This window comes from Mycolicibacterium sp. 624 (assembly GCF_040548615.1).
Lineage (GTDB): Bacteria > Actinomycetota > Actinomycetes > Mycobacteriales > Mycobacteriaceae > Mycobacterium.
Genome location: NZ_JBEPRZ010000011.1, coordinates 27,767 through 53,011 on the forward strand (window position 1 = coordinate 27,767; position 25,245 = coordinate 53,011).

24 protein-coding genes are annotated in these 25,245 nt (G+C 68.1%); 8 read left to right on the forward strand and 16 right to left on the reverse strand.

Translation table 11 applies throughout. The features are described from left to right. Nucleotides 1–105: 105 nt before the first annotated feature. From ABIA65_RS31505 to ABIA65_RS31525, 5 genes are read right to left on the reverse strand one after another with little or no spacing between them, the layout of a single operon-like run. Nucleotides 106–558 carry a glycerol dehydratase reactivase beta/small subunit family protein gene (locus tag ABIA65_RS31505; protein ID WP_354526043.1) on the reverse strand — a complete coding sequence of 151 codons (453 nt, stop codon included), beginning with the start codon at nt 556–558 and terminating at the stop codon, nt 106–108. Then, a complete protein-coding gene (locus ABIA65_RS31510) occupies nt 518–2,386 on the reverse strand; it encodes a diol dehydratase reactivase subunit alpha (protein WP_354526044.1) in 1,869 nt (622 codons plus the stop codon). The genes ABIA65_RS31505 and ABIA65_RS31510 overlap by 41 nt, the downstream gene beginning before the upstream one ends. Then, nucleotides 2,387–2,980 (reverse strand): propanediol/glycerol family dehydratase medium subunit, encoded by a 594-nt coding sequence (locus ABIA65_RS31515; RefSeq protein ID WP_241400714.1) that lies wholly within the window; start codon nt 2,978–2,980, stop codon nt 2,387–2,389. A gap of 1 nt (nt 2,981) precedes the next feature. Next, nucleotides 2,982–4,697, reverse strand: coding sequence for a propanediol/glycerol family dehydratase large subunit (locus ABIA65_RS31520; RefSeq protein WP_354526045.1), 1,716 nt, complete (start codon nt 4,695–4,697; stop codon nt 2,982–2,984). Between the two features lie 9 nt (nt 4,698–4,706). After that, complete coding sequence (locus ABIA65_RS31525) at nt 4,707–5,135, reverse strand: diol dehydratase small subunit (RefSeq protein ID WP_241400716.1); 429 nt, start codon at nt 5,133–5,135, stop codon at nt 4,707–4,709. A gap of 85 nt (nt 5,136–5,220) precedes the next feature. Between ABIA65_RS31525 and ABIA65_RS31530 the strand changes: the two genes are divergently transcribed. Then, nucleotides 5,221–5,931 (forward strand): (2Fe-2S)-binding protein, encoded by a 711-nt coding sequence (locus ABIA65_RS31530; protein WP_354526046.1) that lies wholly within the window; start codon nt 5,221–5,223, stop codon nt 5,929–5,931. Between the two features lie 12 nt (nt 5,932–5,943). Here ABIA65_RS31530 and ABIA65_RS31535 read toward each other — a convergent pair whose 3' ends face one another. From ABIA65_RS31535 to eccCa, 7 genes are all read right to left on the reverse strand, one after another. Next, nucleotides 5,944–6,342 (reverse strand): GlcG/HbpS family heme-binding protein, encoded by a 399-nt coding sequence (locus tag ABIA65_RS31535; protein WP_241400718.1) that lies wholly within the window; start codon nt 6,340–6,342, stop codon nt 5,944–5,946. Nucleotides 6,343–6,440: 98 nt separating this feature from the next. Next, nucleotides 6,441–7,964 carry an aldehyde dehydrogenase gene (gene adh / locus ABIA65_RS31540; protein ID WP_241400719.1) on the reverse strand — a complete coding sequence of 508 codons (1,524 nt, stop codon included), beginning with the start codon at nt 7,962–7,964 and terminating at the stop codon, nt 6,441–6,443. A 146-nt stretch (nt 7,965–8,110) separates the two neighbouring features. Further along, on the reverse strand, nt 8,111–9,397 hold the full coding sequence (locus ABIA65_RS31545) for a helix-turn-helix domain-containing protein (protein WP_371746856.1): 1,287 nt from the start codon (nt 9,395–9,397) through the stop codon (nt 8,111–8,113). Between the two features lie 149 nt (nt 9,398–9,546). Further along, complete coding sequence (locus ABIA65_RS31550; RefSeq protein WP_241400722.1) at nt 9,547–9,843, reverse strand: WXG100 family type VII secretion target; 297 nt, start codon at nt 9,841–9,843, stop codon at nt 9,547–9,549. 30 nt (nt 9,844–9,873) lie between these two features. Beyond that, entirely contained in the window at nt 9,874–10,197 is a 324-nt protein-coding gene (locus tag ABIA65_RS31555) for a WXG100 family type VII secretion target (protein ID WP_354526047.1), read from the reverse strand. A 94-nt stretch (nt 10,198–10,291) separates the two neighbouring features. After that, a complete protein-coding gene (locus ABIA65_RS31560) occupies nt 10,292–11,452 on the reverse strand; it encodes a type VII secretion-associated protein (protein ID WP_354526048.1) in 1,161 nt (386 codons plus the stop codon). After that, nucleotides 11,449–15,171, reverse strand: a complete 3,723-nt coding sequence (gene eccCa / locus ABIA65_RS31565) for a type VII secretion protein EccCa (RefSeq protein ID WP_354526049.1) — start codon at nt 15,169–15,171, stop codon at nt 11,449–11,451. The genes ABIA65_RS31560 and eccCa overlap by 4 nt, the downstream gene beginning before the upstream one ends. A 115-nt stretch (nt 15,172–15,286) precedes the next feature. Between eccCa and eccD the strand changes: the two genes are divergently transcribed. Beyond that, a complete protein-coding gene (gene eccD, locus ABIA65_RS31570) occupies nt 15,287–16,573 on the forward strand; it encodes a type VII secretion integral membrane protein EccD (protein ID WP_354526050.1) in 1,287 nt (428 codons plus the stop codon). After that, on the forward strand, nt 16,558–17,970 hold the full coding sequence (gene mycP / locus ABIA65_RS31575) for a type VII secretion-associated serine protease mycosin (RefSeq protein WP_354526051.1): 1,413 nt from the start codon (nt 16,558–16,560) through the stop codon (nt 17,968–17,970). The genes eccD and mycP overlap by 16 nt, the downstream gene beginning before the upstream one ends. Here the strand turns inward: mycP and eccB are convergent. Further along, nucleotides 17,899–19,290, reverse strand: coding sequence for a type VII secretion protein EccB (gene eccB, locus ABIA65_RS31580; RefSeq protein WP_354526052.1), 1,392 nt, complete (start codon nt 19,288–19,290; stop codon nt 17,899–17,901). The genes mycP and eccB overlap by 72 nt on opposite strands. A gap of 58 nt (nt 19,291–19,348) precedes the next feature. Next, complete coding sequence (locus ABIA65_RS31585) at nt 19,349–19,900, reverse strand: CGNR zinc finger domain-containing protein (RefSeq protein ID WP_354526099.1); 552 nt, start codon at nt 19,898–19,900, stop codon at nt 19,349–19,351. A gap of 75 nt (nt 19,901–19,975) precedes the next feature. Between ABIA65_RS31585 and ABIA65_RS31590 the strand changes: the two genes are divergently transcribed. The 5 genes from ABIA65_RS31590 (at nt 19,976) to ABIA65_RS31610 (ending at nt 23,778) form a co-directional block, all read left to right on the forward strand. Continuing rightward, nucleotides 19,976–20,995: an EamA family transporter gene (locus ABIA65_RS31590; protein ID WP_354526053.1), complete on the forward strand. Its 1,020-nt coding sequence runs from the start codon at nt 19,976–19,978 to the stop codon at nt 20,993–20,995. 15 nt (nt 20,996–21,010) lie between these two features. Next, a complete protein-coding gene (locus tag ABIA65_RS31595) occupies nt 21,011–21,679 on the forward strand; it encodes a cutinase family protein (RefSeq protein ID WP_354526054.1) in 669 nt (222 codons plus the stop codon). Nucleotides 21,680–21,703: 24 nt separating this feature from the next. Further along, a complete protein-coding gene (locus ABIA65_RS31600) occupies nt 21,704–22,381 on the forward strand; it encodes a cutinase family protein (protein ID WP_354526055.1) in 678 nt (225 codons plus the stop codon). Nucleotides 22,382–22,464: 83 nt separating this feature from the next. Further along, nucleotides 22,465–23,103, forward strand: a complete 639-nt coding sequence (locus ABIA65_RS31605) for a cutinase family protein (RefSeq protein WP_241405815.1) — start codon at nt 22,465–22,467, stop codon at nt 23,101–23,103. 57 nt (nt 23,104–23,160) lie between these two features. Further along, nucleotides 23,161–23,778 carry a cutinase family protein gene (locus ABIA65_RS31610; RefSeq protein WP_354526056.1) on the forward strand — a complete coding sequence of 206 codons (618 nt, stop codon included), beginning with the start codon at nt 23,161–23,163 and terminating at the stop codon, nt 23,776–23,778. On the opposite strand, the gene truA is transcribed toward ABIA65_RS31610, so the two are convergent. Then, a complete protein-coding gene (gene truA, locus ABIA65_RS31615; protein WP_241400733.1) occupies nt 23,775–24,641 on the reverse strand; it encodes a tRNA pseudouridine(38-40) synthase TruA in 867 nt (288 codons plus the stop codon). The two genes, ABIA65_RS31610 and truA, sit on opposite strands and share 4 nt — an antisense overlap. A 7-nt stretch (nt 24,642–24,648) precedes the next feature. Continuing rightward, complete coding sequence (gene rplQ / locus ABIA65_RS31620; RefSeq protein ID WP_354526057.1) at nt 24,649–25,218, reverse strand: 50S ribosomal protein L17; 570 nt, start codon at nt 25,216–25,218, stop codon at nt 24,649–24,651. Nucleotides 25,219–25,245: the final 27 nt, after the last annotated feature.

Sequence of the window (25,245 nt, forward strand, 5' to 3'; positions counted from 1 at the left end):
CAGCCTTGGGCTGATTCGGAAAGTAGCGCGCCTCGCTTCGACGCGAGCCTCAAAGGTCTGATAACCAACCTTTGATAGAAGTATCGGCACAAATGGCTGTCGTGTCTAGCCGAAACTCAATATTGGTGTGCGCGGCATCGGCTTAAGCGGAAGACTCACCACGATGCGGGCCGCGTTGTGGCCCAGAGTCCTTGCGACATCACGGTCTGCGGCACCGTCAGAGCACAGCTCTGACAACGGCTCGGAGAGCTTGTCGTGGTGCACGCAGACATCCCCGGCGGCTCCCACTCCCACACCGACGTGCAACGGTGAGCGCAGCGCCGCCTGACGAGCAAGACCTGTCGCAGACGCGGCCTCGGTGTTGATTCGGGGGGGCCATTGAACCGAGTAGGGGACGCCCTCCTCCTCGATGCCGGCCAGCACCTCACGCAGCTGCGGCCCGTCAGCTGCGCGCAGTACGACGATCACGGGCGGTTCGGGCTGTCCGCGGGCGGGCCTGGGGCGGGGGATGTTCCCGTCACGCGTCAACGCGCTGCCCTGCCAACCGCGGTACGGCATACGATGCGACCAGACCAGAGGCCACCGCGTTGCGAGGCCCCTCTGTGCCCCGCACATTGCCTGTGCCACAGACGATCCCGTAGGACGCCAGCGCATCGGCGATGAGGTCTGGGATCTCGAAGTCGAGAGCACAGCCGCCCAACAGCACCACGAACCCGATCTGACGCAGATCACCGCCGGGCGCGACCGTCCTCAACGCCCGCAGGGCGTTCACCACGAAGACGCGCTCCTTGGCGCCACGGCGCACGGCCCGGATGCGGTCGAGAGAATGCCTAGTCGGAATCGGGTTCATCGCCTGTCCGGACAGAGTCACCACCCTGGCGAACGCCGTTGCGGGTAGGGGCGAGGTGAAGAACTGCACGGTGCCGTTCTCCAGCCGAACGTGGAAGAAACTCTCCGCCTTCCCCAGCGGGAACCGCTTGATCTCCTCGGCCAGTTCGAGATTGTCCAGCCCGAGTTCGGAATCGATCAGCCTGCTGACCAGATCGCCCGCACCGGCCAGGTGCACGGTGTCGATGGTGTCATCGACCTCGATAAGGGCCGCATCCGTCGAGCCGCCACCGAGATCGAGTACCACCAGCGGCTTGTCGGTGCCGGGCGTGGTGAGCGCACCGAGCACCGCCATCTCCGCCTCGACCCCTCCGACGACGACATCCACCCGCGTGGCACCGGTGGCGTGCAGGCGGTGCCGCACTGCATCGGCAACGGCCTGCATACCGCTCTCCAGAGTGCGCACCATGGCCGCAAGGGCGACCGCATTCTCCAGCGCCACCTCCCCCGCGAGGCCACCCCGAACCTCCTGCGGCACAAAGGTGTCCACTGCGAGTAGGTCCTGGATGTGCACGTCGGCGAGTGCATGCTCGGACAGATCGGCCATACCCTGACGAACATTCGCGATCATGCCGCCGGTGTTGGTGCCGGCCTCGCCCACAACATCAGCCATCGGGCTGACCCGCTCCACAGCCGCCATGATCTCGACGGCACCGCGGGACACGTCCACCGTTGCACGTTTGCTCTCGCCGATCAGCTCGAGGGATCCCGCCGGTATGGTGCGGTCGGCGACATCACCGGTGGGTGTGCGCACCACGACCGCCGAGCGGTTACCGGTCAACGCCCGCGCCACCGGCGAGACCACCTTGGTGGCGGCGGGATCAAGATCGAATATCGTCGCCAGGCCGTAGGCGTTGGACAGAGTCCGGATCGACTGACCGGGACCGGACACCTCGACGGCTGCGAGCATGCCCAGGGGCACCGCCTCGATGCGTGACACCTCGTCGATCACCGGGATGGCGGTGTTGAGCCGGTTCACCACCAGAACGGCATCGTCGTTGCCGAGGATCGCCCCGGCGACTCGCACGCCCCGTTCGGTGGCGACATTGATCGCACGGGCGGTCATCTCGAAGTCGACGCCCCTTGCGACGACCGCGATCACCGCCGTATCCGAGGGGATCTCGGTGAGCGTCTCGAGGCGGACCGTGATGCCGACACCGAGCCCTCGACCACCGGGGGTACGTGGGTCGTGACCGATCATCGTCGACTCGGTGATGATGGTCTCGGTGATGGTCTCCATGGCCAGACCACTGATCACCGGTGTGGCCTCGTTCAGCAGGACGACGTCAAGTTCGGTCAGGGCGATACCGGCGTCCCCGAGCGCGCAGCTGACGGCGGCCGCCACGCCGTCGACATTCTTCGGCGTGCCCTTTATGCCGGTGGTGGGCGTCAAGGCGGCGCCGACGAACCGCACGGATCCATCCGGGCCCACGGTCGCGGCACTGGCCTCCGTCGTCGAGTTGCCGATATCGACGCCGACAACGGTCCGCGTGGCCAACTAGTTCACCGGGTCCTCGGCGAACTGCGGCACCACCTCGACCGGACGGGCCTGCTTGCGAATCTGCTCGGTCTCCTTCAGATGCAGCAGCGCGGCCTTAGCCTGCCACCGCGGGCGGGCCATCTGGTCGTTGAGTGTCGGAACCGGTTCCGGTGACTCCCCTTTCGCATACTGCGCGGCGTTCGACCCGATGCTGCGGTAGGTGTCGAGGGTCATCAGCGGACTCTGCGGGAACAGTTCCAGACTGGAGAGCCGCGGCAGGTCGCGCTGATGGATCATCGAGGTCCCGCGCGACAGGATGCCAATTCCGATTCCCGAACCGGACAGCTTGGCCGCGGTGTGCGCCACGACCGCGAGGTCGCTGCTGTGCCGGACCCGGATGCACCGCGCGGTGACCTCCTGCTCCTCGATGCCAGCCAGGATCTGCCGGATCACCTCAGCGTGGGACACCCCGATGATGGTTTGACTGAAGAAGTCGGCGAACGCAGGCGATATCGCCAGCACCACCTCGTCGGAGCGCGTACCCGGCTGCGCGGGGGTGTCCCCGGTGAAGGCCAATGTCCATCTGGGTGCATCGAACGCAACCTCGGTCATATCACTGGACCTCCATTTCCGGGTTCGAGGCACTGGTGACGTGACGCAAGCGCTTCATTTCCTCCCAGCGCGCGCCGGACGGCCGGTAACCAGTGCCCGGTCCGGCGTAGTCATTGCGGTCGTTGACGGCGGACAACGGCGTCAAGTCGCGGGTCATGATCGCCGATGTCTGCAGCAGGTCACCCGAAACCCGTTGACGCAGCACGCTGAGCAGGTTCTCGGCGACATCGGAGAAACCCGTCGACTCGAGCGCCTTGACCAGATCGAGGCCCGTCACGTTGCGATCCATGACCTGCTGGGCCCCCTTGAGGTCTTCGAGGACGTCGCGGGGCACCAGTTCCCGACTGCCGTGCGCGTAGACGGCCGCGTCGATCTCCGCATCGGAGATCGACGGTAGGTCCAGGTGTCTGAAGACGGCCTGCAGCGCCTTACCGGCACGCAGCCGCGCCGCGAGGATCTCGGCTTCGCTCACGTGCCGCAGACCGCCGTCGATCTGCAGGTCGCGCTGAATGGTGTTGAAGTCGTCGAAGTCCTCGGCGTCCACGTTCGATCCGGCGAACATGTTGTCGTAGTTGGGAGTTGCCGAGTAACCCGAGGTGATGAAGTCGGTCCCCGGCATCATCTGGGGCAGCAGGCGCGCGGTCCGCCGCATCGGCGAGTGCGAGAACGACTGGTCGTTGCCCGACGCACACTCCAGGTCCACCGCGGATGCAACGAGATTCTCCGCCGCCACCGCCCTGATCCCCGCAGGCACCGCACCCGGCACACCGATGCACGAGATCGAACCGTTCTGCAGACCCTGCACTCCGGCGCCCTTGGCCACCAGGATGCAGCGGATCTCCAGGTACAGCATCGACCGGCCCTCGGCGTTACCCATCTGCACCTCGGAGCCGGTTCCCGAGGTGAAGCGCATCTTGATTCCGCGGGACGCGTACGCCGCCGCCAGGAACGCCTTCGACCACGGGGTGTCGTCACCGTCGACGAACACCGACTCGGTGCCGTACACCGAGATGGTCTCCGCATACGCGGTGATGCCGCGCATGCCCAACTCGAGTTCGGTGGCCTCCTCCAGTGCACACTGGGTCAGCCGGCCGCCGGTGCCGACCTGGGCGCCGATCTGCAGGGCCATCGCGACCAGCGGGGCGTACCGCACGACACCCAAAGTCGTCTCCACCTCAGAGAATCCGCGAAGCGATGCCTCTGCCGCCTCGCAGGCGACCTGCAACGGGTTGTCCCGGGCGCTGGTGCAGTGCGCCTGATTGGCCGGAGTCCGGCGGGCCCGCATCTTCTGCATACCCATCATGATCTCGACGATGTTCATCGCCTTCATGACCTCCAGCAGTTTCGCCGGAGTCAGGCCGCCGGTCACGGCGATCACCTCGTCGCGGGAAACCCTGGGATCAACGAGCATTCCCGCGATCTCTACCGCAGGGATCGCCATCGACTGCGCGGTGGTGTCCACATCGATCGCCTTATCGGCGATGAACTGGTCGATGAAGTCGAAATCGGCCCGTGCCCTGCCATCCATCTCGACGATGACGCCGTCAACAACCCGCACGCTCGGCTTTGGGTCGAACTCGCTGTCCATCGCGACCATGCCGACCTCGGGCCACTCCTCGACGAAACCGTCAAGGTTGACCGGCCGGTCCTCGAGAACCCTTGTCCGCTCGGAGTGGCGCTTCTCGGGGGCAGAATTCCTGGGTGCTACCGCGGTCACAACCGTCTCCTATTCGCTGGTGGCCAGGATGTCGCGACGCTGGTAGACGTCTGCGGCTTCACGGACGAGATCGGCCAGCAACGTTGCGCCGTACTGGTTCTGCAGCTCATCAGCGATCGACTCGAGTTCATCCTTGGTCGACGCATTCGGCCGCAACGCGTTGTAGATCTGCAGCACTCGCTCGTCGCTGATCGTGGTCATCTCGGCCGCCCGGCGCAGGTTCCCGCCGAGCTGTTTGCGACCGTCCTTCTCGGCGATCTGGGCCTGCAGGCGCAGTGTCTGCGGTGTGATGCGCAGGTCTGAGGCCTCGACCTCACCCGACATCACCGACTCCATGGTGATGGCGTCGATGGGCTTGCCGTTCGGGGTGAAGAGCAGGTCCTTGCGATTGCTGCTCAGCGGGTAATCCACTGCAGGGTCCAGGTTCGGCTCCGTCATGCTGAGATTGTGCGCTGCATCACGTTGCACGGAGGTTGGTGCGCAGGTCAGTGGTGATGCCGGGGTGCCGCTAGCCTGGCTGACGATGACCGTCCCGCATCCGGCAGCAATGAACCCGATCGCCGAACTCGGCGAGTTCTTCGCCCTTCCCACGGCTGAGGGTGATTCGTGGCTGCCGATCCTCACCCTGTGCAACGATGCCGCGGTTGCGCGCGAGTACGCCCGTCGCGCCCAGTCCGCGATCGCCGCCTCGATGCGCGTAGACGTGGCCGACGTACCCATCAAGGCCGCCGCATCCTCGGTCCATCTGTCGATCGCGGCCCGACTGCTGTCCCCGGTCATCGGGGCCGCGACCTGCCTCGCAACGTTTCCGCTGCTGTCTGCGAAAAACGTCTTCTGGCAACAATCTTCGACGCATCGCATGGAACTCGGGGTCGCAGATGCCGAGTTGGCCACGGTCACCGGTCCACGGCAGTCTGCCAACGCCATCGCCGACTCCCTCATCGGCGATGTGTTTCGCCCGTTGAACGAGACCATGCGTCTGGCAACCGCGCTTTCGCAGAAGGTGTTGTGGGGCAACATCGCATCAGCGGCCAACGGTGCGGTGACGGTCCTATCACAGTCCCGGCCGGCGGATGAACCGCGCGGGCGTGCGCTGGTAGCCGCGCTCATCGCGACGGGTCCGTTGCGCGATGCAGCCGAGATTCTCGACGGCCAGTTCCGGCGGCGCAACTGCTGCCTGTTCTATCAGGTGCCCGGGGCGGGATACTGCGGCGATTGCGTTCTGACGGAATGACTTACAACTGCATCACAGGGCTGCGACGCCGGCCTCTGCCACCGACACGTCCTGTTCCACACTGCCCGCGCTGACTCCGATCGCGCCGATCACCACACCCTCGGACTCCAGCAGCAGACCGCCGCCGAAGATCACCAGGCCGCCCGACGTCTGCTCGAGACCGTAGAGCTCGGCGCCGGGTTGCGACACCGCAGTTAAGGCACTGGTGGGCAGGTTCATCATGATCGAGGTCCGTGCCTTGCGAATCGATATGTCGATACTGGCCTTGATCGCGCCGTCCATTCGCACGAACGCGACCAGATGCCCGCCGTCGTCGACCACAGCGATGTTCATCGGCTTGCCGATCTCGATCGCCTTGGCGACCGCGGCATCAATCACGTTCTGGGCAGTCTTCAGCAGCAGGGAACCCATCGAATCTCCTCAGTGACAGGGGCGCGAACGTGAGCTTGTGCGCGAGACGAGGGGGGTCGATCGCGCACAAGCTCACGTTCAGCGGGGGAAGGCGCGGTTTAGAAGAAGCCCTGCGCCTTGTTCGAGTAGCTGACCAACAGGTTCTTCGTCTGCTGGTAGTGGTCCAGCATCATCTTGTGGTTCTCGCGGCCGATACCCGACTGCTTGTACCCACCGAATGCGGCATGCGCGGGGTACTGGTGGTAACAGTTGGTCCAGACGCGGCCAGCCTTGATATCGCGACCAGCCCGGTAGGCGGTGTTGCCGTCGCGGCTCCACACTCCCGCACCGAGTCCGTAGAGGGTGTCGTTGGCGATGCTGATGGCCTCGTCGTAGTCCTTGAACGACGTGACCGCGACGACGGGCCCGAAGATCTCCTCCTGGAACACCCGCATCTTGTTGTGGCCGGTGAAGATCGTCGGCGCGACGTAGTAGCCACCGTTGAGATCGCCGCCGAGTTCGGCGCGCTCGCCGCCGGTGAGCACCTTGGCGCCCTCGGACTTGCCGATCTCGATGTAGGACAGGATCTTCTCCAACTGGTCGTTGGAGGCCTGCGCCCCGATCATCGTCTCGGTGTCCAGCGGATCGCCCTGGCGCACGGCCTTGGTACGGATGGCGGCCAGTGCGAGGAACTCGTCGTAGACGTCGGCCTGGATCAGGCTGCGCGACGGGCAGGTGCACACCTCGCCCTGGTTGAGGGCGAACATGGTGAAGCCCTCGAGCGCCTTGTCCTGGTAGTCGTCGGCGGCCGCCATCACGTCGTTGAAGAAGATGTTCGGGCTCTTGCCGCCGAGTTCCAGGGTGACGGGGATCAGGTTCTGCGACGCGTACTGCATGATCAGCCGGCCGGTCGTGGTCTCGCCGGTGAACGCGATCTTGGCGATCCGGTTGCTCGACGCCAGCGGCTTGCCCGCCTCAACGCCGAACCCGTTGACGATGTTCACCACACCCGCGGGGAGCAGGTCGCCGATGATCGAGAACAGGTGCAGGATCGAGGCCGGGGTCTGCTCGGCGGGCTTGAGCACGATGGCGTTACCCGCGGCAAGCGCCGGTGCCAGCTTCCACACGGCCATCAAGATCGGGAAGTTCCACGGAATGATCTGCCCGACGACGCCCAACGGCTCGTGGAAGTGGTAGGCGACGGTGTCCTCGTCGACCTGCGACAGTGAACCCTCTTGCGCACGAATGCATCCCGCGAAGTAGCGGAAGTGGTCGATCGCCAGCGGGATGTCGGCGTTGAGCGTCTCGCGGACCGGCTTGCCGTTATCCCATGACTCGGCGACCGCGATCGACTCGAGGTTCTCCTCGATGCGGTCGGCGATCTTGTTCAGGATCAGCGCGCGCTCCGCCGGCGAGGTCTTACCCCACGCGGGGGCGGCGGCGTGCGCGGCATCCAGCGCCTTCTCGATGTCAGCCTCGGTCGAACGGGCGACCTCGCAGAACACCTCACCGGTGACCGGAGTGGGGTTGGCAAAGTACTCGCCGCCGACGGGTGCCACCCACTCGCCGCCGATGAAGTTGTCGTAACGGGACTGGAAGGACATCACGGCGCCCTCGGTACCCGGACGTGCGTAAACAGTCATGCGCGATCTCTCCTGCTATTCAGACGCCACAAGTGTGTCGGTCGTCACTAACACTACGAGTGCGACCGTTGCAGCACGGTTGCATCGGCGGGCTGACTGCAAGGTGTTCTCCCGGGCGAACGGCACGACCTACTCAGGTTCTGGGGTCAGCCGATGTCGAGATCGAGGCCGGCGAGGTGCCCGCTCGCGGTGGCGCGCTGCACCGACCCCGCGGGCACGCCGTCGTGCAGGATACGCCAGCCGTCGCGGTCGTCGCGTCCCTCGGGGAGTTCGAGCCAACGGTTCAGCAGCGCGATATCCCCGGTGCCAAGCACCGCTGCGCGCACGCTCGTGGACAGTTCGGCACGCAGGCGGCCGATCGCCGGCGACACCGACTGCGGTAGCAGCTCCCCGCGGTACTGCGATACCGCGGCCGCGACATCGCCGCGCCGCAGGGCCTCGAACACGTCGCCCAGATCGCTGTCGACGGGCTCGAGCAGCCGGTAGGGCCGGGAGCCGACGTACTGGGTTCCGATGACGCGACGCAGCCGCGACATCTCGGCGCGAATCGTCACAGCGTCGAGGTCGTTGTCGTCCAACAACATTGCGAGATGATCAGCGCTCAGACCCTCCTGGTGGCGGGTGAGCAGAACCAGGATGTCGGCGTGCCTGCCGGTGAGCGTGCAGGCGTCCAGACCACCTTCGGACGTCCACCGGGGGCGTCCTGCGCCAAGGACCGACAGGCGGGCGCGGTGCACCGCGGCATCGGCGGATCGGGTGAGCGCCAGCAGCGCGAGGTGGTTTTCGATGGCAACGGCGGTGGCCCGGACCAGGGCGAGGGTCTGCGGTGAGGCGACCTGCGGGCCGCCGGTGAGATCGATGGCCCCGAGCACCAGGCCAGTGGCGGGATCGTGGACGGGCACCGCGGTGCAGTTCCACGGCTGCACGATGCGGGAGAAGTGCTCGCTGCCCCGGATCTGCAGTTCGCGGTCCAGCGCCACCGCCGTGCCGGGTGCGTTGGTACCGGCACGTCGCTCGCTCCAGTCCGCACCGGGGACGAAGTTCATGGTCTCGGCCCTGCGCCGGGCGACCGGGTCGCCCTCGACCCACAGCAGGGTGCCGTCGGCGGCCATCACCGCGACCACCACACCCGCATCGGATGCGTCCTCGACCAGAAGCCGGCGGATGACAGGTAGCGCGGCGGTCAGCGGATGGCTGGCGCGCAGTTCGTCGAGGGTACGGGCAGCCCAGGAAAGCTCGGCACCGCTGTGGTCGGGGTCAACACCGATGGCGAGGCTGCGCTGCCAGCTTTCGGCGACCACCTTGCGTAGTGGCGAGGAGTCCAGATAGCTCGCGTCGACCTCACCGGCGACAAAGAGTTCGTGCATCGCGCGCACGGCCGATCCGGGCGGCTGGTCCATGGCCCCGCCGCCCGTGGTCCTCGAGGCACTCACCGGCGATCACACTCCTCGTGCGGGGCCTGTTTCCGCTGGCCACGTCACCGAAACCACCCTATCCCAACCGGCAGGGCGAGCGGTGAGACTGGGCGGCCCCGCAGGCTCTCCTCCTGCGGGACCACCCAGGGGTCTCGGCGGCTGCGGGGTCACATCCCCCAGGCCGTGGCCGCTCGCCGGTCGGTGCTGGCGACATCGTCGGCGCCGTCCCGGACGGCGTTGCCCAGCCGGAACAGGATGTCGTTGAGCGCGGCGGCCGACTGGTCCCACCTGGCCTGCTCGACGCGGTACGCCTCGGCGGCCTCCCGGGTCCAGACCGCCGTCAACGGCGCGATCTGCGCACGCAGGTCGTCCAGCGCAGCGTTGAACCGGGCCGACGTGGCGTGGATCTGCTGTCGCACGGCGAACTCGATCTCGTTGAAGTCGTATGACAGAACCGGATCCATGAGTGCTCCATTTCGGTGGGGAATGTCGGGCTACAGCGCCGCGGTGGTGGCGCCGATGCGCGCCGCGTGCGCGTCGGCGGCGTCTCGCAACGCGTGTTCGTTGAGGCGCATGGTCTCGGCGATGCGTGCCAACGCGGTGTGCAACGTGATCGACTCCGCGTCCCACCGCGCAACGACGTCGCGGAACCGCACGGCGGCGACACCACCCCACACCGAGGGCGGCACGCCGCTCATCTTGCCCATGAATGCGCCCAACATGGCACGCACCTCCTCGTTACGCGCGTCGATCTTGCCCGCGACTGCCGTCATCAGCTCGAGGTCGGTGTTGAGTGCACCACCTGCCGGAGTTGTCATCGTGTCCCCTTCTTCGTAGTGAGGTCCTTTGTAGTGAGGTCTAGGTATAAGACGCGGCCGGGGTCCGATCGGTTCCATTGGCCACGAACGATTTTCATTCCCACTCGTGCGCCGATCGGATCGCGCGCCCGCATACGGCGTCAGGGGTGGGGCCACCAGGGGCACCCTGGCAGCCGATGGCGATGCGGACACCCCCCTCGAGCACCAGCGTCCAGTCGACAACGCGGTCAGATCGCGTCTCGCGATAGGTGATCGCGGGTTCGTCCTCGACGCGGGCCGCCGGGTCGAAGTCGCCGAAGACGCCGTCTGGTTGCTGCCCCAGCGCGGTTCGCACTACCGCGGCGGCCGCCTCCAACGATTGGCCCCTGGGTATCGGGGACTGCGTGACGTGTATCGCCTGGATCGGATCAGTGGGTGAGACCACTTGCACGCGAGCCGATCCCGGACCGACCACAATGCGCTCGGTGCTCCACTCGGCGGGCACCTCGAGGGCCACGCGCCCCTCGACGAGCCAGGTCAAGCCCTCATCACCAGGGGTTTCGGCGTCGTACCGCGCGCCGAGGGCCGACAGCACCGACACCGACAGGGCGACGCCCGCTGCGATGACGACCCGCGGTTGGAGGCATCGCTGCAACCAGCGCCGTTCACCCGGCGACCGACGTTGGTGCTCGAGCACCGCCGCGGCGATGACGGCGGCGTCATCAGTGACCGTGACGAGAGCACCGCGACCCCGTAGTTCTCGGGCCATGTCGTCGACGAGCTCCGCGACGTCCACCTCCGTCGAAGGATCAATGACCACGCGATCGACGTGACGAAGCCGGCTGATCGCGGCGTTCACGACGTCACCACGGTCGCCGACCCTCGGCACCAACCTCATCGATGACCCTGGTGGCGAAATCGCTATCAGCTCCGGCGCAATCTCAACGACCGCGTGAACCGCGCTGGCGTGCAACGCATCCCCACGACGCACGACACAGACGTCTCGGCACGTCCCCTCGGCGGCCGTGGCGACCCGGCGGATGCGCGTCGCCGTCCACCATGACGGGCAGATGAGAAGCACCGCGTCGGTGTGCTCGCCCACCGCATGTCGCAGCACCTCCGACCACAGCGCGTTGACGGAGACCACCCGGTCATCGATCAACGCGAGATCGTCGTCGACGCAGGCCAACGCCTCGGCGTCGAGGTCGGCCGGTACATCACTCGGACCACGTGTCGTCGCAGGCCCCACCAGCACGACGGCGGGGGCGCTGCTCACAGCGGCGCAGCCGTCCACGCGATCTGGACGAGCTGATCACCGAGCCCGCGGCGGATCAGCGTGCCCCGGCCCGGCGGCTGCACCGTCGGGCGCAGCGATCCGAACAGCGGGCCCTCATCGGCTCGCGCACTCATCATCAACCCCATGCAGCCCAGGTCGCGCAGGCGAGCGAGAACGGGATCGTACATCGCCCGCGCGGCACCGCCGGAGCGTCGCGCAACCACCATGTGCAAACCGAGATCACCTGCATGCGGGAGTAAGTCAAGAATGCCGAGCAGAGGGTTGCCATCAGCGGATTCGGCGATCAGGTCGTAGTCGTCGACGATCACCCAGGCCTCGGGCCCCGTCCACCACGAGCGCTCGCGTAGCTGTCGTTGTGTGACACCTGCACCAGGCAGACGGGCGCGCAGCCGGGCGGACAGTTCGGCGACGTGAGGTTGTGCGCCGGCGGCCGACACCGCATAACCCAGCAGGTGGTCGGTCTCGACGACACCGAGCAGGGTCCGGCGTGGATCGATGATCATCAGCTGTGCTGCCGCCGCGTCGAGGCCTCCGGTGATCGCGCGGCACAGCGTGCGCAACGTCGCGGTCTTCCCGCACTCGGACTCACCGAGCACGATCAGATGCGGCTGCCGGTCGAATTCGACAGCGAGCGGCTGCAAGTCGTCGTCCCCGACGCCGATCGGGATCCGGGTCGACGTCGCCGCTCCGCTACGGGCAGTGACCGTGTCGAGGTCGACGGTGGCCGGCAGAAGGTGCACGGGCGGCGCCATCAGGTCGCCGTGGCGCGTGCGCAGTTGATGAGCGGCACTGTGCAGCGCGTCATCGAGGTCCATCACCGTCGGCACACCATCGAGCCGCGGTAACGCGATCACCAGCTCGAGGCCCTCACGTGTGACGCCCCTGCCGGGTGGACGATCGAGGAGCCCCCTGGCCCGTCCGCGGTCCATCTCCGACTCGGCCGGATCGCCGAGTCGCAGCTCGATTCGGGTGGCGATCCGGTCCTTGAGCGCGGGTCGCAGATCGGCCCACCGCGAGGACGCCACGACGATGTGCACACCGACCGCCAGACCCTGACCGGCAAGCGCGGTGACGGACTCCTCGAGCCCGTCGAGTTCCGCACGCGCGGTGGCCCACCCATCGATCACGAGGAACACGTGACTGTAGGCGTCCGCGAAACCACGGCGCAGGCGCGACTCGCGCTGCCACACCATGGATTCGAGTTGGGCGACGATACGTCGGGCCAGGTCCGACTCGAAACGTCCGGCGACGGCCCCGACGTGCGGCAGCGCCCGTGTCGCCGCCAGCGTGCCACCGCCGAAGTCCAGGCCGTAGATCTGGACGGCCTCCGGCGAGTGTGTCGCGGCCAGGGCCAGAACGAGACTGCGCAGCGCCGTCGACTTGCCCGCCCGAGGGCCTCCGACCACGGCGACATTGCCGCCCGCTCCAGCGAGGTCCACGATCAGCTGGTCGCTGCGCTGGTCGAACGGTCGGTCCACCAGGCCGATCGGGACGTTCAGGGGCGCGAGCCGGCCGCCGCGGGCGAGCACCTGGTCCAGGCTTGGCGAGGCGGTCAGAGGTGGTGACCACACCTGATGTGCCGGCGTTCCGGCATCCGACAGCCCGTTCAGAACGACGGCCAAGACGCTGGCACCCGACGCCTCGGCGTGCGGTTTGTGCGCACCGTCGCGTCGCACCCCGACCTGCGCCGCCGTGAACAACGTTGGGATGAACGTCGATTCACCGGTGTCGCGGACCTGAGCGCCGACGACGGGCGCGGAGACGTACGAGGAACGGAACCGGATCAGATCACCGTCGGCGGTCTTGAGCAACGCCATACCCGGCGTGTTCGGCAGGTCGTATCCGTCAGCGGTGCCGAGGACCGCACGGGACTCCGCGGCGGAGAACGTCTTCAGGCAGATCCGGTAGGACAGGTGGGTCTCGAGCCCGCGGAGCCTTCCCTCGTCGAGACGCTGACTCGCCAGGAGCAGGTGCATGCCCAGCGAGCGCCCGACGCGTCCGATCGCGACGAACATCTCGGCGAGGTCGGGTTGTCGGGCCAGCAGTTCGGAGAACTCGTCGACGATGATGAGCAACACCGGCAACGGCGCCAGCGGAGCCCCTGCGGCCCGGGCCTCCTCGTACACGGTGACGTTGGCGAGGTTGCCCGCCGTGCGCAGGATCTCCTGCCGCCGGTTCATCTCACCGGACAGCGCGTCTCGCATCCGGGAGACCAGATGGGCCTCATCGGCGAGGTTGGTGATCACGGCCGCGACGTGGCGAAGCCTCTCGAAGCCGAGGAACGTTGCGCCACCCTTGAAGTCGATGAGGGCGAGGTTCAGCACGTCGGGCGAGTGGGTCGCCACCAGGCCCAACGCCAGGGTGCGGAGTAGCTCCGACTTTCCGGAACCGGTGGCACCGACGCAGAGTCCGTGCGGTCCCATGCCGCCGTGCGCAGCCTCCTTCAGGTCCAGCTCGACCGGTTCGCCGTCATCGCCGCGCCCGATCGGCACCCGCAGATGCCGGCCGGCCGTGCGGCCCTGCCAGGTTCGCGCGGGGTCTATTCGGCAGGGATCGCCGATGCCCACCAGGTCCGGCCAGCCAGGCGCATCGTCGGACCGACGGTGTCCACTGCCCGTGCGGGATGCCAGGCGCCGGGCGCAGGTCAGCGCCGCGGCCATCGGCATGGCATCGGGCACCGCGAGTGTGTCGACGCCCGTTCCGTCGAGGAGAACCGCCACCGGGCCACCCGGCCGGGTGCCGACAACGAGCACGCTCACCCCGGTCGCAGGGAGATCAGCGGGCACCTCGCCGCCATCCACAACGATCACGACGTTCTCGGCAGCCACCGACGGCAGCGCGTCGAGTCGACCGTCATACGTCAACCGGGCCGAACCCGCATCGTCGGCCTCGCGTCGATGCTGATGATGGGGAAGCCATTTCATCCATTCCCAGTGCCGCGCAGCCGCTGCGTCGACCACCGACACCACGCTCACCTCATCGGGATCGTGGAGCACCGTCAGTTGACACACCATCGCGCGCATCAGCGCCCGCGTCGCGGCGGGCTCGCCCTCGACGGTGACGAAGCGGTGACCACGCAGATCGACGGTGACGGGTACCGGGGCGACGCCGGAGCGCGCGTCGACAAGCCGTTGCACTGCGTCAACGGTCACCGGGTCGGCGGACCCAGCCGGCGCCACATCGGGTGCGATCAGCGCCGCCGCCGGTCGACACACCCCGAGCCCCACCCGGACGTGACAGAAGTCGCCGTCCCCCGGGCGCCGCTCCCCCATGCGTTCACCCCCCACCAGCGTCCACAGCGCCGACGGATCGGGATGACTCCACCACAACGAGTGATGTTGGGCGTCGGCGGTTCTGGTCACGGCATCGTCGACGGCAGCCAGGTAGCAGAGGTAGTCCCTGCGGTCGGAGTTCAGCTCGCCGGTGCGCCGGGTACCGCGCATGCCGTAGGCCACGGATCCGAGGACCGACACTGCCATCATGACCGGGAACAGCAGCATCATCGGCCCGCGCGATCCGACGCCCGAGGTGAAGTAGAGCGCCGCCATACCGCCCGCGGCGATGAGCATAACCACGGGAAGCAGCCGCGATATCGGGTCGGCGGGCACCAGCCGCGGCACGTCGGGTGGCCGGTCCACGACGACGTCACCGATGTCGACAGGTGGGGCCGGCAGGCGCGCAGCATGCGAAAGTTCCATCGGTGCTTGGACGCGCCAGAGGCCGGCTTGGTTCCATCGAATATTGGCGCACGGGCGCCGGTCCGGACTCGGCTACGGTGACTGCAGAGGCATCAACGTACCGGGGGGTGAGCCGATGCCGCTGTGCCGGTTGTCCATTCACGCGGAGTACGACGACGGGGCGCGAACCGTCGATATCGCGCTGCCGAGCACCATCAGCGTCCACGCACTGCTCCCCACGGTCGTCGACCTCGCAGGCCCGACCAACCCCGCTGCCGGTGCGCCAACGCGGTGGCACCTGGGCTGGGTGACAGGGCAGCCCATCGACCTCGCGCTGACGCTCGCCGAGAACGATGTGCGAGACGGCGATGTGCTGGTGCTGTCGCCACAGACCCCACCACCACTCCGACACAGCGACTGGGATCCGTGCGCAACGGTGGCATCCGCGTCCGACACACGATCGACGTCACCCGTCGCCGAGATCCTCTGCGGGTGGGCGCTGCTCACCGGAGCAGTCGCACTGGCCTGGACGGGACTCTCCACCGAGCGGATCGTGCACCTTGTCATCGCCGCCGTGGCGGCGTGCATGGTGATGGCGCTGGCAGTATCGACACCGCACCGGTCGACGCTGCGCATTGTGGCGGTGACGATGTGCGCCGTCACCGGTTTCCTGGCTGTTCCGTCGGGCCCTGCCGCGGCCAATGTCTTCCTCGCGGCTGTGGCGGCATGCTCATCGGCGGCGCTGTTGGCAAGGTGGACCGACCTGTGGTCTCCGAGTCTGATTGCCACAGGCACATTCTCGACCATCGTCGCGCTGTCGAGTGGGGTACCGATGGTCGTTGCCACGCCCCCGGCTGCGATCGGTGTGATCGTGACCCTCGTGTCGCTCGTGTCGCTCGCGGTATCGGCCCGGCTTGCCGCCGCACTGGCCGGGCTCACACCGGGAGGGCATATCGTCGATGTGACCGATCGCGGCGCCCACGGTCACGCCGTGCTGAGCGGACTCGTCGCGGGCGGTGCCTGCGGCGCAGCCGCGGGTTCGACACTGGTGTTCCTCGCTCATCTCCATGACGGTGCAGACCCGCTGCGCCGGGCGGCGTTCACCGCCGTCGTGGGTTTGGCGCTCGCACTGAGGGCGCGCGTCCATGCAGTTCCGACCCGTTGCACGGCCCTGATCGCAGCCGGATTGACCTGCGCCACTGCCGCGTTGGCGATTACCACCCACGCGTCGGTGGTGATCGCGCCGTGGTGTGCGGCGTTCGTCATCGCAGTGGGCCTCGTCGCCGCCGCACGACCCGACCTCGGCGCGTCGATCGGGCGCGGTCTGGACATCATCGACTACGTCGCGCTCACCGCGATCATCCCGCTGGCGTGCTGGGTCGGCGGTCTGTACGCGGTGGCCCGCGGATGGCACTCACCGTGACCGCGCGAATCGCTGCTGTGCTGACCGTGATCCTGCTGGCGGCGGCCCTCGCCACACCGTCCGCCGCGGCCGTGGCACCACCGGCCGTCGAGCACGGCGCACTACCCAGACCTGCGCCACCCGCACCGCCCGGGCCCACCGAGCTCATCGGCGAGTGCCAGGTGATGCACACCCCGGCCGAACAAGCCGGCCGGCAACCACTGCGGTCGACCGAGTTGCAGGCGTTGTGGCAGCTGACCCGCGGCGCGGGCCAGACGGTCGCCGTGATCGACACCGGCGTGGCCCGTCATCACCTGCTCCCCCGCCTGATACCCGGCGGCGACTACGTCGGTACCGGTGACGGCACCGAGGACTGCGACGGGCACGGCACCATCGTGGCCGGGCTGATCGGTGCGGAACCCTCCGGTGGCGACGGCTTCGCGGGCATCGCACCGGATGCCGGGATTCTCGCGATCCGGCAGTCGAGCAACGTCTTTCGCCGCTCCGGCGACCAGTCGGGGCCCGGTGTCGGTGACGTCGAGACCCTGGCCAGGGCGATCCGCACGGCAGCCGACGCGGGCGCGACGGTCATCAACGTCTCCTCCGTTGCCTGCGCACCGGCGGCGGAGTCCATCGACGACAGGGCGCTGGGTGCGGCACTCGCCTACGCCGTCGACGTCAAGAACGCCGTGGTCGTCGCGGCGGCGGGCAACGTCGGCGGGCACGGCCGATGCGATCAGCAGAACCCTGTCAGCGGCGACCGCCCAGACTGGGACGGTGTCAAGGTGGTGGTCAGTCCGAGCTGGTACGACGACTACGTGCTGACCGTGGGTTCACTCGACGATGCGGGCCGACCGTCGGCGTTCAGCCTGGCCGGGCCGTGGGTGGACGTCGCAGCACCCGGGGAGCGGCTGGTGTCACTGGATCCCGACGGGGAGGGCCTCATCGACACCGCACCGGAATCGGGCACACCGAATTCAACAGCAGCCAAGCCGCTTTCGGGAACCAGCTACTCCGCCCCCGTGGTGTCGGGCATCGCCGCGCTGATCCGGTCGCGCTCCCCTGGGCTCACGGCCAGGCAGGTGATGCACCGCATCATCGACACCTCGATCGAGCCGTCGGCCGGTTGGGATCCGATGGTCGGTTATGGCGCCGTCGATGCACTCGCCGCCGTGAGCAGCGACGGGCCCGGCGATCAGGCGGGCCGTCGTCCTCCGGGCCCGACGGTGGCCGCACCAGCCGCTCTGGCGGCCGTCGAGGCCGGCCCGCCCCGAGGAGTCGCGTTCGGCGGAGCGGCGGCATGTATCGCCGTGGCGGCCGCGGCGATTGCGTTGTCGACCAAACGGTTACGGCGTCGCAACGAGCACGTCGTGGACCCGGGAGGCGCCGTCGACGCTGAGTTCCGGTCCACGCGGTAGCCGGGACAAGACCGGCCACGGTGCGCTACCGAGGGGTTCGGACAATCCCAGTGCGCTGGCCGCGGCATCGTCGGCAATGCCGTGAACCACTCCCTCGGCGGTGACGACGAACCTCGGCCCAGAGCGCCCGTCGTCCCCAACGATCCGCGCGGAACCGACGTAGGCACTGTTACCGGCCGGCATGGCGATGCGGTCGATGGCGGGTCCGTCGCCATCCGCCTGGGCCAGAACCATCCCGTCCTCGACCGCCGGTGACGTCCCCACCAGGACAGCGGTGTTCGTCGTGGCCTCGAGGGGACCCGCCTGCCACCGCGCACACACCACAACGGACGGCGCCGCGCCGACTGGTGCGCCAGCGCGATCCGGCAGCGTCGCGATGGCGAGTCTGTCCACCAGGGGGATCGCGGCGATGGCCGCCGGCGCCACGGTGAGCACGGCCGCTGGGCCTGCGGGGTAGCCGAAGCGGATCAGGTCGGCCGCCATCTCGCCGATGCGCTGCACGCCATCGGCGAGGACCACGTAGTGGTCTGCGGCCTCCGCACGTGACACCCGGACGACAGCGCCCACCCGGGCGCCACCCAACGTGGGCGGCCCCGCCGCCCCCACGCCCTCGATATGCGGGACGGCGATCGGCGCGACCTCCGGCACCGAGTCAAGCAACGCCCGCGAAACAGGCAGCGGTGCAACTCCATCGAGGCGCATCGCGCGCACAACCGCCGGATTGCGTAGGTCAACCTTGGCGCGCTGCCCGTCGTACAGCAGGTAGGTGAGGGCCGCACTCTCGCCACGCGGGGTGACCAGCACGGTGCGGGTGGGGTCGAACCGCTGCACCGACGGCACCTCGTCACCGGTGATGACGACGGTGTCCGCACCGTCGCAGACCACCCACACCCGTAGCGGCGCTGGCACACCGATCGTCGGCGCACCCGCAATACCCACCGCCGGGCCCCGTTTCACGGCGCTGAGCGCCTGCCGTGTGACCACCACCGGGTCGACGGCGGCGCCAACGGCGAGCCTGGCCGAGGCGAGGTTCGGCGTGGCATGCCAGGTGTCGCCGAGCCGCACGTACAGCGCGCCCGTCTCGCGGGCCAGCACGATCTGCGCCGACCCGAGCGTGCCGTGCGGCTTGATGATCGCCAGAATGGCGCACACCGCGACGATGATCACGGCGACGACGCACCCCGCCGCCAGCGCCACCGACTGCGCGCGCAATGGGTCGTCGTGCATGCCAATATCGTTGCGCACCAACGCATGCTCCATGCGTCGCGCCAGAAAGCGTTGCGCGCTGACCTGCAGCCACGTCGACGGTTGCCGAGCCATAGATCCCCCGGCTTCGACCCTAACCGGCTCGCCACCCCCGCGACGGCAGCAGTTTCTTCTAGGACTTGGCGTGCCGCTCGCGGTAGGCCGCGACGTGCTGGCGGTTGCCGCAGTTGCCGGTGTCGCAGAACATCCGTGAGCGATTGCGCGACAGGTCAACCAGCACGGCCTCACAGTCCGGTGCCGCGCACACCTTGAGGCGGCGCAGTTCGCCGACGCGGATCAGATCGGCCAACGCCATCGCCATCTCGGCCCCCATGCGCTGCCAGAGCGGATCGTGGATGGACGCCAGGTGTAGATGCCACTCCGGCATCTCGACGTGACGAGTCAGCCACGGCGAGGCGCGGGTGTCGCTCAGCAGCGCATTGACCTGCCCAACCGTGCGCTCCTCGTCACCGGCGACGGCCCAGATCGTGCCGAGCCGCTCACGGAGCCGGTGCACGGACTCTAGTTCTGCGGCGTTCTTGTCTCGGCGCCCCGTCCAGCCGAAGCCGTCCAGGTACGCATCGAGCGCGGACATATCGCCGAGCCGTTCCCCATCGACGCGATCGGAGTTGATCAGCACGCAGGCAGCGCGCAGCGTCAGCTCGGTGTCATGACTGAAAATCATTTGACTCATGACCCCTTCTGGGAATAGCGTCAGGACCAACATCGACTTTACTCATTACAGCGCGGGAGGTGCCCTGTGTCCGCGACACGACTCGACTCGACACCCAACGTCGATCACTTCCGGGTCGGCCTCCTGTTTGCGATCGGCTCTGCGCTCGCATTCGGCATGGCGGGCCCGCTCGGCAAGGCCCTGATGGAGGCCGGCTGGTCACCGACCGCCGCCGTGACGGCCCGCCTCGCCGGTGGCGCCCTCGCCATTGTCGTGTTCGCGAGCGTCACGAGGCCGGGTTGGGCCCGCGAGGCATTGCGGCACTACAAGACCGTGATCGCCTACGGCATCATCCCCATCGCCGGCGCACAGCTCTGCTACTACAACGCCGTCTCACATCTGTCGGTCGGCGTGGCCCTGCTGCTGGAGTACACCGCGCCGCTGCTGGTCGTCGGCTGGCTGTGGGCGACCACCCGGCGCAGGCCCAGCAATCTCGTCCTGGGCGGTGTCGTACTCGCGATCGCCGGAATCATGCTGGTCCTGGATGTGTTCGCCGGTGCCCACGTCAACGTCGTCGGCGTCACCTGGGGGCTGGCCGCCGCCATCTGCGCGGCGTGCTACTTCCTGCTGTCGGACAGGGTCGCCGCCGACGGCACTGGGTTGCACCCCATCACGCTGGCCGCCGGTGGTCTGATCGTCGGCGCGGTGGCGGTCGCCCTGTTGGGCGCCTCCCGCATCATGCCGATGACCTTCACCGCCAACGACACCGTCATCGCGGGCCACACCACGTCATGGCTGGTGCCGGTGATCCTGCTGGCGCTGATTCCGACCGCGATCGCCTACACGCTGGGCATCATGGGCATCGCTCGGCTACGGCCGCGCTTCGCCTCGCTCGTCGGCTTGGCCGAGGTGCTGTTCGCCGTCATCGCCGCATGGGCACTTCTCGGCGAGTCCATCTCGGTGACGCAGGCGGTCGGCGGCGCAGTGGTCCTGGTCGGGCTTGCGCTGGCCCGCCAGGGTGATCGCTCGGAGAAGATCGCGCAGGCCACCTGGCCGGAGACCCCGGCGCAGCCCGTCGACATCGAGCGAACGGTTCCTCGTAGCTGAAGGCGGTATGTGAAGATGGCGGGCGTGACCATGCTCAAAACGTCCGCCAAGCTGGCCGCGGTCGTCTCGGCCGTCGCGGCGACCGCAGCGATCCTCACCGCCGCGCCCGCGACCGCCGAACCCGGCTGCTCCGATGTCGAGGTGATCTTCGCGCGCGGCACCAGTGAGCCCCCCGGCATCGGTCGCGTGGGCCAGGCAATGGTCGATGCCCTGCGTCCGCAACTCGGCGACCGCACGGTGAGCACCTACGGCGTCAATTACCCGGCCACCTACGACTTCCTGGCCGCCGCCGACGGCGCGAACGACGCGACGGCCCGTATCTCGCAGCTCGCAACGACCTGCCCGAACACCCGCATCGTGCTCGGCGGGTACTCGCAGGGCGCGGCCGTGGTCGACATGCTGGCTGGCATTCCGCCCCTGGGCAACAAGATCGGCGACGTCGGTTCGGCTCCCCCGCTGCCTGCGAGCCTCGACGGCAACATCGCCGCGGTCGCGGTGTTCGGCAACCCGTCGGCAAAGTTCAGCATTCCGATCACCAGCTCGATCTTCGGTGGTCGAGCCATCGATCTGTGCAAGGACGGCGACCCGATCTGCTCACGCGGACGCAACCCGTTCGCGCACAGCGACTACGTCGACGGCGGCCAGGCAGCGCAGGCGGCTAACTTCGTAGCCAGACTTATTTAGTCTGTTTACGCGTTATCATGTGGCGTGCCCCTTGATCTTGTTCGACGTTCGCTTCTCGCTGCCGCCGCCGCCTCTCTGACCGCGGCCGCTGCCGTCATCGGACCCGTGGTCGCGCCGTCACCCCTCGGTGGCGTGGGCACCGCCTCGGCCGACGACTGCCCCGACATCGAGGTGGTGTTCGCCCGCGGGACGAGTGAGGCTCCGGGCCTGGGTCTGGTCGGCGGCTCGTTCGTTGATGACCTGCGCGGCAAGGTCGGTGGCCGTTCGGTCGGCGCCTACGCGGTGAACTATCCGGCCAGCTACGACTTCCTGGCCGCCGCCAATGGCGCCAACGACGCCAGCGCTCACATCCAGTACATGATGGGCGCCTGCCCCAACACCCGGCTGGTGCTGGGCGGCTACTCACAGGGCGCCGCGGTGATCGACGTCATCGGCGCCGTGCCCATCCCGGCGATCGGGTTCACCAATCCGCTGCCGCCCAACACGCCTGACTTCGTCGCCGCGATCGCCGTGTTCGGCAACCCCTCGGCCAAACTGGGCCTGCCCATGACCACCAGCCCTGTGTGGGGCGGGCGCTCAATCGACCTCTGCAACGCCGGTGACCCGATCTGCCAGACCGACGGCGAGAGCGTCCCGGCGCACAAGGCATATGCCGGCGGACCCACCGACCAGGCAGCAAACTTCGTCGCCGGCCTGCTGTAGCTGTGAGCAAAGAAACAGTAACCACATCGTCAAAACCCTCGGTTAGAGTCGGTTTCGTGATCCGTCGCTACGTCATCGCTCCCATGATCGTCGCCCTCGCCGCGGGCACCCTGCTCATCGCTCCCGCCCTCACCCGCCACGGTGCCCCCACGGCATCGGCCGCGTGCCCGGCGATCGAGGTGATCTTCGCCCGCGGCCGCACCGAGCCCGCCGGTGCCGGCGTGATCGGCAACAACTTCGTCAGCGCCCTGCGGTCCAAGACGGGCAAGAACGTCAACCTCTACTCGGTGCAGTACCCCGCCGACAACGAGATCGACGTGGGCGCCAACGATATGAGCCGGCGTATCCAAGCCACGGCGGCGAACTGCCCCGACACGCGGATCGTGCTCGGCGGGTACTCGCTTGGCGCTGCGGTGACCGATGTCGTGCTGGCCGTGCCGTTCCAGTTCTTCGGCTTCAACCAGCCGCTGCCCCCCGGTATGGATCCCCACATCGCGGCCGTCGCACTGTTCGGCAACGGCAGCGCGTGGGCGGGGCCCATCGGCGCGTTCAACCCGGCCTACCGCGAACGGACCATCGAGATGTGCCACGGCGCGGACCCCATCTGCAGCCCCGCCGACCCGAACACGTGGAGGGACAACTGGTCCGATCACGCTGCGCGGGCCTACATCGACGCCGGAATGGTCAACCAGGCCGCCGATTTCGTGGCGGGCCGGGTCTAATCTCCCTGCCGCGCACGGTGTAACGCTTTGCCAGTAGCGACAGATACCATCGGTGTGGTGAATTCGAGATTAGCTGCGGCCGCCATACTGGCGGTCGGTCTGGCGGTCGGTCTGGCTGTCGGTCTGGCCGTCGGCCCGGTGCCCACAGCGGCGGCGGCGCCGTGCCCCGACGTCAACGTCGTGTTCGCACGCGGAACCGATGAGCCCGCAGGCCTCGGCGGGGTGGGTGAGGCCTTCGTCCAGCAGCTGCGGGACAAGTCGGGCCGCGATATCGCGGCGTCCCCGGTCAACTATCCGGCCCACCAGGACGTCGCGCCCGGGGTGACCGATATGACGGCTCAGATCAACTCGATCATCGCGAACTGCCCGGACACCAAGATCGTCGTCGGCGGGTACTCGCTGGGCGCCGCGGTCACCAACGATGCGCTCAACAACACCGTGCCGCCCGGCGCCGATCAGCACATCGCCGCCGTCGTCCTGTTCGGCAACGCCAGCCGGCTGCTCAACATCCCGTTGGGACCTGGCCCCGCGTACGCCGCCAAGTCGATCGACGTCTGCAATCCGGGCGATCCCATCTGCTCCGGCGGCCCAACGGCGTTGACCCACCTGCAGATCGCCTACCTCATCGGCGGCGGTATCGGCAGTGCCGTCGACTTCACCGCCGGCCGGATCTAGCGCTTCCGCACGTCGCGCGTGACATCGATGCGCGCCGCGAGTTCGTCGTCGCGCGGGTAGTCGACCGCCACCAACGTCAGACCCCGTGCCGGGGCCACTGCGAACGCACTCGAGCGGCTCGTCTCCGCCAGCAGCGCAGCGCACCAGGCCGGCTCGAGTCGGCCCTCCCCGACGGCCAACAACGCACCGACGAGTGAGCGGACCATCGACCAGCAGAACGCATCGGCGGTGACGCGGGCCAGGATCTGATCGCCCTCGCGCGACCACTCCAGGCGTTGCAGTTCGCGGATGGTCGTCGCCCCCTCCCGGGGACGACAGAATGCCGCGAAGTCATTGAGGCCCAACAGTTCTGCCGAGGCGGTGCGCATCGCGTCGAGGTCGAGTGGACGCGGCCACGGCACGACGAAGCGAGCGTCCGCCGGCTCCACCCCGTAGGGCGCGGTGGACAGCCGATACTCGTAGTGCCGCCGCAGCGCGGAGAACCGCGCATCGAAACCGGCAGGCGCCCGCACGATGTCACGCACCCGCACATCCTCGGTCAGCAGCTTTGCCAGCCGACGCACCAACGGCAGGAACTCGGCGTCACCCTCGCGGCGGGTGCGTGGGTAGGCGTGCGGCACGGCGTCGACCGGAACGTCGATGTGGGCCACCTGACCCGTGGCGTGCACCCCGGTGTCGGTGCGTCCCGCCGCATACGTGCGCACCGGTGTGCGGAACACCGTGGACAGGGCCTCCTCGAGCACGCCAGCGACGGTGCGCTGACCCACTTGCGTCGCCCAGCCTGCGAAATCCGTTCCGTCGTAGGCGATGTCGAGGCGCAAACGAACGAGCCCGCCACCGGAGTCGATGGCGGGCTCGTTCATTGCGTGACTACTTGGCGTCGTCGGCCTTGTCCTCGTCGGCGGGGGTCTCGGCGGCTGCCTCAGCGGCAGCCTCCTCGACCTCAGCCTCGGCGGCTTCTGCAGCCTGGCCTTCCTCGATCGCGGCGTCCTCGGCCTTAACCTCGGCGACAGTCTCGGTCTCGGCGACCGGGGCGGCCGGCGAACCGACGCGGCGCGCGCGGTCGGCCTCAGAGGTCACGGTCTTCTCCCGAACCAGCTCGATGACGGCCATGGGGGCGTTATCGCCCTTACGTGCCTCCACCTTGATGATGCGGGTGTAGCCGCCCTCGCGATCGGCGAAGAACGGGCCGATCTCGGCGAACAGCACGTGCACGACGTCCTTGTCGCGGATCTTCTTCATCACCTCACGCCGGTTGTGCAGCGTGCCCTTCTTGGCATGGGTGATGAGCTTCTCCGCGTAGGGCCGCAGCGCCCGCGCCTTGGGCTCGGTCGTCTTGATGCGGCCGTGCTCGAAGAGCGACGTGGCCAGGTTGGCCAGGAGCGCCTTCTGGTGCGAGGACGACCCGCCGAGGCGAGGACCCTTAGTGGGCTTGGGCATTGCGACTATCTCCTAATTGGGGCCGGT